Raw genomic sequence first — 9,333 nt, forward strand, 5'->3', positions numbered from 1 at the left:
CGGGATCGTCTGGCGCTTTCTCTTCCCGTAGCTCATTGAGATACTGAATGAATACAGCCCATTCTATTGACTAACATCAAATTATAAAGACACTTAAGCTGTATATTTTCCGTTCAACTTACTTTTCCCGAGGTGTGATGTGCTGATAACCATCTGTAATCGCTACACATTCTGACAAGCGTCAGAATGTGTTCCCCTGTCTGTGATTCTCATGGGCAGTGCTTTTGATTACATGAAATTCAGTACATCCGCAGTCTGCTGTTCTCTCTTTTCTGCCTGATGTCCCTGTGACAGTATTGAATTTCGTTGTTCCCGTTAAGGGGTTCTCCACATGGAGTTCGTTTTGTATGCAATGGATTATTGAGTTTTTCAAGCGGCACGCCACGACGCTGCTCTTTCCGATGGCGCTGATTCTGTACGATTTTGCCGCCTATCTGTCGACGGACCTGATTCAGCCGGGCATCATCAACGTCGTGCGGGAGTTTGATGCCGATGTCAGTCTGGCGCCGGCGGCGGTCAGTCTCTATCTCGCCGGAGGGATGGCGCTGCAATGGCTGCTGGGGCCGCTTTCCGACCGGATCGGTCGTCGTCCGGTATTGGTCACGGGGGCGCTCATTTTTTCCCTCGCCTGTACCGCCACGCTGTTCACCACTTCAATGACACAGTTTCTGATCGCGCGCGTGGTGCAGGGCACCAGCATCTGCTTTATCGCGACGGTCGGCTACGTCACGGTGCAGGAGGCGTTCGGACAAACGAAAGCCATCAAGCTGATGGCAATCATCACCTCTATCGTGCTGGTAGCGCCGATCATTGGCCCGCTTTCCGGTGCGGCGCTGATGCACTTCGTCCACTGGAAGGTGCTGTTCGCCATTATTGCGGTAATGGGTTTTATCGCCTTTATGGGCCTGTTGCTGGCGATGCCGGAGACGGTCCAGCGCGGCGCGGTGCCGTTTAGTGCGATCAGCGTCGTACGCGATTTTCGCGATGTCTTTCGCAACCGCGTGTTCCTCTTTGGCGTCGCCACGATCTCGCTAAGTTACATCCCAATGATGAGTTGGGTCGCCGTTTCCCCGGTGATCCTGATCGACGCGGGTGGCATGACGTCCTCCCAGTTCGCCTGGGTACAGGTTCCGGTGTTCGGTGCGGTCATCGTCGCCAACATGGTCGTTGCTCGTTTTGTGAAAGATCCGACCAACCCGCGCTTTATCTGGCGTGCGGTGCCCATTCAGCTCAGCGGCCTGTTTGTACTGATCGCCGGGAACCTGCTCTGGCCTCACGTGTGGCTGTGGTCGGTGTTGGGCACCAGTCTGTATGCGTTTGGCATTGGGCTAATCTTCCCGACGCTGTTCCGCTTCACGCTGTTTACCAACAACCTGCCGAAAGGAACCGTGTCGGCCTCGCTGAACATGGTCATACTGGCGGTGATGGCCGTTTCCGTCGAAATCGGTCGCGGACTGTGGTTTAACGGCGGTCGGATCCCGTTTCACCTGTTGGCGGTCATTGCGGGAGTGGCGGTGGTATTCACGTTGAAAGGGTTGTTAACGCGGGTACGCCAGTATCACGCAACGGAACTGGCAACAGAGAAGTAAAATCAGGCCCCGCCATGCGGGGCCGTTTTTTTAAGCAATGCGGGCAAATCCGGCTTCAAGGTCGGCAATCAAATCGCCGACATCTTCCAGACCGATATGCACCCTCACCAGCGTCCCGCTGAAATCAACCTCACCGGCCGGGCGAATGCTGTTCAACTCTTCCGGTTGGTTCGCCAGAATCAACGACTCAAATCCGCCCCATGAGTAAGCCATGTGGAACAGCGAGAAGTTATCGAGGAAGTTCGCTAACTGTTCATCCGTCAGTCGCTTTTTCAGCACGAACGAGAACAAACCAGAACTGCCGCTGAAATCACGCGTGAAGTATTCGTGGCCCGGACACTCCGGCAGTGCCGGATGATTCACCCGCGCCACTTCTGCGCGTGCCGACAGCCAACGGGCAATCTGAATGCTACTCTCCTGATGCTGCTTCAGACGCACCGACAGCGTACGCAGGCCGCGACTGCCGTTATACGCGGTATCGGCATCCAGCGTTTGCCCCATCAGATACGAGTTTTCACGCAATTGGTCCCAGCAACGGGCGTTGGATACCGCCGTTCCCAGCATGCCGTCAGAGTGACCAATCGTGTATTTGGTGCCTGCCTGAATCGAGATATCCACGCCGTAGTCCAGCGCCTTAAACAACACGCCAGCCGCCCAGGTGTTGTCGATCATAATGACGATCTCCGGGTTCACCGCACGAATAGCCTTCACCATTCCCGGCACATCCTGCACTTCCATGGTGATCGAGCTCGGTGATTCAAGGAACACCACTTTGGTTTCTGGGCGGATCAGATCGACAATTCCGGCGCCGATCATCGGATCGTAGTACGTCGTTTCGACGTTGAATTTGCTCAGGATCTTATTGCAGAAATCCTGTGTTGGTTCATATGCCGCCCCGGTCATCAGCAGATGATCGCCACGTTGTACAAACGCGAGGATCGCGTTTGTCACCGCCGCCGCACCGCACGGATAGAGCGCACAGCCGGCGCCGCCTTCCAGTTCGCTCATCGCTTTCTGAAACGCGAAGTGGGTATAAGTGCCGCGACGACCATAAAACAACTCACCGTTTGCGCGATTGGCGGTGGCGAATTTTTTGTCCTTCACGGTATCAAACACCAGCGAAGAGGCGCGCTGGATAACCGGGTTTACCGCGCCCTGGGTATAGCGTTTATCGCGTCCGGCGATGACCAACTGGGTTTCGAGTTTCACTGAATCTTTCATAACCTTCTTATCCTTAATCCGTGCGTTAAACCTCGGCGGCCGTCGCCGTCGCATTCATCTCTGCATTCACCGACTTTTTCCCGGAGAAGCGTTCTACAATTTGTGCCGCATTCAAATCATGAATCACGTTAATTAGCGTCGCCGGGGCATCGGTAATGGTACCCAGCACCACCAACATCGGAATGGTTTCCATCGGCAGTCCCAGCGTGGTGACGATAAATATCTCCCCAAGGAACGCCCCGCCCGGTACGCCGCCGACGATAATCGCGGAAAGCACGGCGATCAGCATGGTCAGGAAGAAGGTTTCCGTGGTGAATGGAATCCCCAGCACCGAGTAAATAAAGACGATCTTCAGCGCCGCAATCATCGCCACGCCGCCTTTGTTCAGGTTGACCAGCAGTGGGATCGAGACATCCACAATTTCCGGGTTAATCCCCATCGCTTTGCCCGCGCGCAGCGTCACCGGCAGCGTGCCCAGCGAAGAACAGGTACCCAGCGCCGTGACAGAAGGCTCAATGGCGTGACGCCAGAAGGCCTTCACCGCCGGTACGCCGCCGCCAATGTAAGAGTAGAGAATAGAGCCGAAAATGTAGTAAGCCAGCGTGGCAACCATGAACAGACCAATTGCCCGGGCAAAGGTGAGCAGCAGCCCGGAATCCTGGCTAGCCATCGTCGCCGCAAAGTAGCAACCGAGCCCCAGCGGCGCGACCTTCATGATGATCGACACGATCTTCATAATGACGGTGTTGGCATCGTCCAGCAGCGAGGCAATACGTTTACCCGCCTGTTCTGACTGACCAATCGCGATCCCGGCAATGATCGCCATCACGATCAGCGCGAGAATATTCGACTTAGAAAACAGACCAATAAAGTCATTGGTGGTGATCATGCTGACAAAATCCATCTTGCCGCTGCCCGCCTGTACGGACTGCGAGAGATCGATAGTGACCCCCTGCGCCGGGTTGTACCACAGGGCTAACGCCACGATGCCGGCCGCCGGAATAAACGCCATCGCGATGGAAACGATAAAGATAATCGCCATAATTCGCCCTAAGCGTTTCAGGTCGGTCATACTGGCGATAGAGGACATTACGCTGATTCCCACCAGCGGAACGATAATCATAAATAACAGGTTCAGGAAAATCTGACCTATCGGCTGGAGTTTACTGGCAAACGCGGGGGCTAAAATCCCTAATAAACCACCTGCCACCAGAGCAAGTAATAAAATAATTGACGATTTGTAGGGTTCGAGTCGTGTCCACATAATCGGTACCTTTTATAAGAATGGAATTAAATGAGAGTAAATTCACAATTTGGCGACGTTCTGTTTTTGCCTCCTTACTATTTGTGACGCACCTCACTTAAGTTGTTATTTTTTCATTTTGTGCGTATGTCGTTTCCTGTGATTCAATAGTTACATGTTTCAAAACCCAATGTAACGGCCTATTCGTACCGTTTTTGCAAATCACTTATGAGCAAAAGGAAACAATGAGCGCACCCATTTCTCTCAAGCACTTAGAGTTTTTTGTCCGGATTGTGGACTGCGGAGGTTTATCTGAAGCCGCGGTGCAACTTAACGTGTCACCGTCCGCGGTCAGTAAAAGTCTGGCGGCAATGGAAGATACGCTGGGGACAACATTAATTAAGCGCACGACCCGCAGTATTACGCTGACCGACGCCGGGCAATATTTGTTTAACCGGGCCAATAAATTACTGAAAGAATTTGATGAAACGCTTAATACTACCTCTGGTTATTATCATAATCCGCAAGGTGAATTACGCATTACCTGTTCGATTGCCTTCGGCTATTCCCGACTGGTCAATCTGGTGGACAAATATCGCACCCAATACCCGGATGTGAACCTGTATATCGATCTCAACGATAACTTCGTCAATCTGAACGACACGGATTTCGATATCGCCCTGCGCATCTCCACCGCCCCGCCGCAAAACTATGCCACGCGTAAACTGGTGCCGATCCGCTGGGCGTACTGCGCCTCCCCCGGTTACCTCGCGAAGAAAGGGATGCCGCTGCGTCGTACCGATCTGGTCGATCACGATTGTCTGGTTTATCCTGGCCTGACCCCAGTTCTGAAGGTTGCCGACGAGCAGGATCGCCTGCATCAGCTAAAACTGCATATGCCGATCCAGGCCAACAGCAGCCTGGTCCTGCTGAAGTCGGTGCTGGAAGATCAGGGCGTGGCCTATCTGCCGACCTATCTGATTGGCGATCATATCCAGAAAGAGGAGATCACCCCGCTGATGCTCGACGGCACGATCGCCTGCGAAACGCACACCCTTTACGCGCTCTATTTCCCCAGCAAATATAGCAATCCGAAGGTGCGTTCGTTTATTGATTTTTTGGTCGCGGAGTTAGGGACACTGCCAGCGTGGGACAACTGGATCCCCGGCTGATCCCCGGTTGTTTTTGCACGATCCCTCCGTCTGGCTCTATCCTTAAGCGTATGAATAAAATTGCTGAACTCAAACGCGCCAAACTGCTGGCGCTTTCGTTACTGCTGATCGCGGCCACTACGTTCGTCATCACCCTCTTCCTGCCGCCTGGTTTTTGGGTCAGCGGGATCAAAGCCATTGCCGAGGCGGCGATGGTCGGTGCCCTGGCGGACTGGTTCGCGGTGGTGGCGCTGTTTCGCCGCGTCCCTCTCCCGTTCATTTCGCGGCACACGGCGATTATTCCCCGCAATAAGGACCGCATCGGCGAGAATCTGGGGCAGTTTGTGCAGGAGAAATTCCTCGACACCCAGTCCCTGGTCGCGCTGATCCGCCGCCATGAACCCGCGCTGCTGATTGGCAACTGGTTCAGCCAGCCGGAAAACGCCCAGCGGGTCGGACAGCATCTGTTGCAGATCATGAGCGGTTTTCTGGAACTGACCGACGATGCCCGTATCCAGCGCCTGCTAAAACGGGCGGTGCATAAGGCGATTGATAAGGTCGATCTCTCCGGCACCAGCGCCCTGATGCTGGAAAGCATGACCAAAAACGATCGCCATCAGGTTCTGCTCGATACGCTGATCGTCCAGTTGATATCCCTCCTCCAGCGCGACAGTTCGAGGACCTTTATCGCCCGGCAAATCGTCCACTGGCTGGAGACCGAGCATCCGCTGAAGGCTAAAATTCTGCCTACCGAATGGCTGGGCGAGCACAGCGCGGAGCTGGTATCGGAAGCGGTGAACTCGCTGCTCGACGACATCAGCCACGATCGCGCGCATCAAATCCGCCACGCCTTCGATCGCGCCACGTTCAGGCTTATCGACAAACTGAAAAACGATCCGGAGATGGCGAACCGGGCAGAAAGCATCAAAGATTACCTGAAAGAAGATGAAGCCTTTAACCGCTACCTCGGCGAGCTGTGGGCGGATTTACGTCAGTGGCTGAAGCAGGATATCAACGCCGACGATTCCAGGGTGAAGCAGCGAATCGCCCATGCCGGACAGTGGTTTGGCGAAACGCTGATCGCCGACGATGCGCTGCGCGCTTCGCTCAACGGCCATCTGGAGCAGGCCGCCCATCGGGTGGCGCCGGAGTTTGCCGCCTTCCTGACCCGCCACATCAGCGATACGGTGAAAAGCTGGGATGCCCGCGATATGTCGCGGCAGATTGAACTTAACATTGGGAAAGATTTACAGTTTATCCGCGTCAACGGCACGCTGGTGGGCGGGACGATCGGGCTGGTCTTATACCTGTTATCGCAACTTCCCTCACTGCTGCCCGCACTGTCCACTTTTTAAGGAGAAAAAATGGCTGACATTACCCTTTCCCCGGCGCAGCGCGACGGTCTGCGCGATGCGCTCAGAGACTACTGCCGCGATCATTTCGAACTGGAGCTGGAACAGTTCGACGCTGAGTTTTTTATTGATTTCATTAGCGAAAAACTAGGGCCTGTGTACTACAACGCGGGCATTGAGGAGGCGATTCGCACGCATCTGGCCTGGAGTGAGCGCATCCAGGAAGAGATGGATCTGAAGAAGATTTTATAATGCCTTACCTGGCGGGAGATCAATAAACCCATAACATTGACATGGTTATAATGCGAGCACTTTTAACATCTCCCGTGTCACGGGGAAGGAAAATCCATGTCGCTTATCACCGATCTGCCCGCCATTTTCGACCAGTTCTCTGAAGCCCGCCAGAAAGGCTTTCTCACCGTGATGGATCTCAAAGAGCAGGGTATCCCGCTGGTGGGAACCTATTGCACCTTTATGCCGCAGGAGATCCCGATGGCGGCGGGTGCGGTGGTGGTCTCGCTGTGCTCAACGTCGGATGAAACCATCGAAGAAGCCGAAAAAGATCTACCGCGCAACCTCTGCCCGCTGATCAAAAGCAGCTACGGTTTCGGCAAAACCGACAAATGCCCCTATTTTTACTTTTCCGACCTGGTAGTAGGTGAAACCACCTGCGATGGCAAAAAGAAAATGTACGAATATATGGCGGAGTTCAAAGCCGTTCACGTCATGCAGTTGCCAAACAGCAGCCAGGATGCCGCCTCACGCGCGCTGTGGAAAGCAGAAATTCTGCGTCTGCAACAGGCTGTGGAAGCACGCTTTGGGACGCCGGTTACCGAAGCGGCACTGCGTGACGCCATTGTCCTCAAAAACCGTGAGCGTCGTGCACTGGCGAATTTCTATCGTCTCGGGCAGCTTAATCCCCCTGCATTGAGCGGCAGCGATATCCTGAAAGTGGTGTACGGCGCGACCTTCCGCTTTGATAAAGAAGCCCTTATCGACGAACTGAACAGCATGGCTGAACGCGTGCGCCAGGCATGGCAGGATGGTAAACGACTGGACGCCCGTCCGCGTATTCTGATCACCGGCTGTCCGATCGGCGGCGCGGCAGAAAAAGTGGTGCGCGCCATTGAGGAAAACGGCGGTTGGGTGGTGGGATACGAAAACTGTACCGGCGCGAAGGCGACCGAGCAGTGCGTCGCGGAAACTGGTGACGTATACGAGGCGCTCACCGACAAATATCTCGCCATCGGCTGTTCATGCATCTCTCCAAACGATCAGCGCCTGACGCTGCTCAGCCAGATGGTGGAAGAGTACCATGCAGACGGCGTGGTGGACGTGATTTTGCAGGCCTGTCATACCTATGCCGTTGAATCACTGGCAATTAAGCGCCATGTTCGCCAGCAACACAACATTCCTTATATCGCCATTGAAACCGACTACTCTACCTCGGATGTCGGCCAGCTCAGCACCCGCGTCGCGGCCTTTATTGAAATGCTGTGAGGAGCAGGCGTGACGTATTCGATAGGAATTGATTCCGGCTCGACGGCGACCAAAGGCATTTTACTCACCGGCGGTGTGATTGAGCGCCGTTTCCTGTGCCCGACGCCATTCCGCCCTGCCGATGCCATCCGCGAGGCCTGGGAGGTTCTCGCGGAAGGACTGGAAACGCGCCCCTACCTGACCTTAACCGGCTATGGCCGCCAGCTGGTTGATTTTGCCGACAAGCAGGTGACGGAAATCTCCTGTCACGGACTGGGTGCGCGGCTGCTCGCACCTGCCACCCGCACGGTCATTGACATCGGTGGACAGGATAGCAAGGTGATCCAACTGGATGACGATGGTAACCTCACCGACTTTCTGATGAATGACAAATGCGCGGCGGGCACCGGGCGCTTTCTGGAGGTCATTTCACGCACCCTGGGCGCCAGCGTGGAGCAACTCGATACCATTACCGCTGGCGTTGCGCCGCACGCCATCAGCAGTATGTGCACCGTTTTTGCCGAATCCGAAGTGATTAGCCTGCGCTCTGCGGGTATCGCCCCGGAAGCGATCCTCGCGGGGGTGATCAATGCCATGGCGCGACGCAGCGCCAATTTCATTGGTCGACTCTCTTCAGAAGGGCCACTGCTGTTTACCGGCGGCGTCAGCCACTGCGCAGCGTTTGCCCGGATGCTGGAAGGCCATGTCGGTATCCCGGTAAACACCCACCCGGACGCGCAGTTTGCCGGCGCCATCGGCGCGGCGCTGATCGGCCAGCGGCAGAGAACGCGCGGATGACGGAATACCTGTTTTTATTTCATTCGACGGTTGGCGTGATCCAGACCCGCAAAGCGTTGCAGGCCGCAGGCGTGACCTTTCGGGTCGCCGACATTCCCCGCCAGTTGCGCGGGGGCTGCGGACTGTGCGTCTACCTGCATTGCCAGCCCGGAGAACAAGATCGGTGGGTGATCCCCGGTCACACCGAATCAATCTACCGCCTTGAGCAGGGCGACTGGCAATGTGTGGCAACCTTCGACGCGCCAGCACGTTGCCCCGCGAAACCACGATAAATGTCACTATGCAATTATCACCCGTTTAAGGATTCATTAAGATTAATCTTTATACTTTCTCCCTTAATGTCTTTGATTTTATTTAAGGAAGAATAATGAGATTGTCCGCCCGATATCTGAATTCACCTCTGCGAATCATGCTTCTTCTTACTTTACTCATAGCGGGGGCGAGTTATGTCATATCTGGTAACGCCATGCCCGACAAAGACAATAACTCCCATGCCGATA

General features: G+C 54.8%; 9 protein-coding genes. 7 read left to right on the forward strand and 2 right to left on the reverse strand.

Annotation, left to right across the window (positions count from 1 at the left end; all coding sequences use genetic code 11):
* Window positions 1-356 precede the first annotated feature (356 nt).
* Window positions 357-1,589 carry a multidrug efflux MFS transporter MdtM gene (gene mdtM, locus AB7E14_RS15320; RefSeq protein ID WP_316962165.1) on the forward strand — a complete coding sequence of 411 codons (1,233 nt, stop codon included), beginning with the start codon at window positions 357-359 and terminating at the stop codon, window positions 1,587-1,589.
* 30 nt (window positions 1,590-1,619) lie between these two features.
* Here the strand turns inward: mdtM and metC are convergent, their stop codons facing one another.
* Entirely contained in the window at window positions 1,620-2,810 is a 1,191-nt protein-coding gene (metC, locus tag AB7E14_RS15325; protein ID WP_058587115.1) for a cystathionine beta-lyase, read from the reverse strand.
* Between the two features lie 25 nt (window positions 2,811-2,835).
* Window positions 2,836-4,074 (reverse strand): dicarboxylate/amino acid:cation symporter, encoded by a 1,239-nt coding sequence (locus AB7E14_RS15330; RefSeq protein WP_044253866.1) that lies wholly within the window; start codon window positions 4,072-4,074, stop codon window positions 2,836-2,838.
* Between the two features lie 224 nt (window positions 4,075-4,298).
* Here AB7E14_RS15330 and AB7E14_RS15335 point away from each other — a divergent pair, with 224 nt between their 5' ends.
* The 6 genes from AB7E14_RS15335 to AB7E14_RS15360 all read left to right on the forward strand — a co-directional run bounded on the left by AB7E14_RS15335 (window position 4,299) and on the right by AB7E14_RS15360 (window position 9,105).
* Window positions 4,299-5,225, forward strand: coding sequence for a LysR family transcriptional regulator (locus AB7E14_RS15335; protein ID WP_044264488.1), 927 nt, complete (start codon window positions 4,299-4,301; stop codon window positions 5,223-5,225).
* Between the two features lie 50 nt (window positions 5,226-5,275).
* A complete protein-coding gene (locus AB7E14_RS15340; protein ID WP_044326773.1) occupies window positions 5,276-6,559 on the forward strand; it encodes a DUF445 domain-containing protein in 1,284 nt (427 codons plus the stop codon).
* Window positions 6,560-6,568: 9 nt separating this feature from the next.
* Window positions 6,569-6,808, forward strand: coding sequence for a DUF2164 domain-containing protein (locus AB7E14_RS15345; RefSeq protein ID WP_042999297.1), 240 nt, complete (start codon window positions 6,569-6,571; stop codon window positions 6,806-6,808).
* Window positions 6,809-6,904: 96 nt separating this feature from the next.
* On the forward strand, window positions 6,905-8,056 hold the full coding sequence (locus AB7E14_RS15350; protein ID WP_042999296.1) for a double-cubane-cluster-containing anaerobic reductase: 1,152 nt from the start codon (window positions 6,905-6,907) through the stop codon (window positions 8,054-8,056).
* Window positions 8,057-8,065: 9 nt separating this feature from the next.
* The gene (gene yjiL, locus AB7E14_RS15355; RefSeq protein ID WP_042999295.1) at window positions 8,066-8,833 is read left to right on the forward strand and encodes a putative 2-hydroxyacyl-CoA dehydratase activator YjiL; all 768 of its coding nucleotides are present in this window, start codon (window positions 8,066-8,068) and stop codon (window positions 8,831-8,833) included.
* Window positions 8,830-9,105: a DUF3343 domain-containing protein gene (locus tag AB7E14_RS15360; protein WP_042999294.1), complete on the forward strand. Its 276-nt coding sequence runs from the start codon at window positions 8,830-8,832 to the stop codon at window positions 9,103-9,105. Before yjiL ends, AB7E14_RS15360 begins: the two co-directional genes overlap by 4 nt.
* The last annotated feature ends 228 nt before the right edge of the window (window positions 9,106-9,333 follow it).

Source organism: Citrobacter sp. (assembly GCF_050252275.1).
GTDB lineage: Bacteria > Pseudomonadota > Gammaproteobacteria > Enterobacterales > Enterobacteriaceae > Citrobacter_A > Citrobacter_A amalonaticus.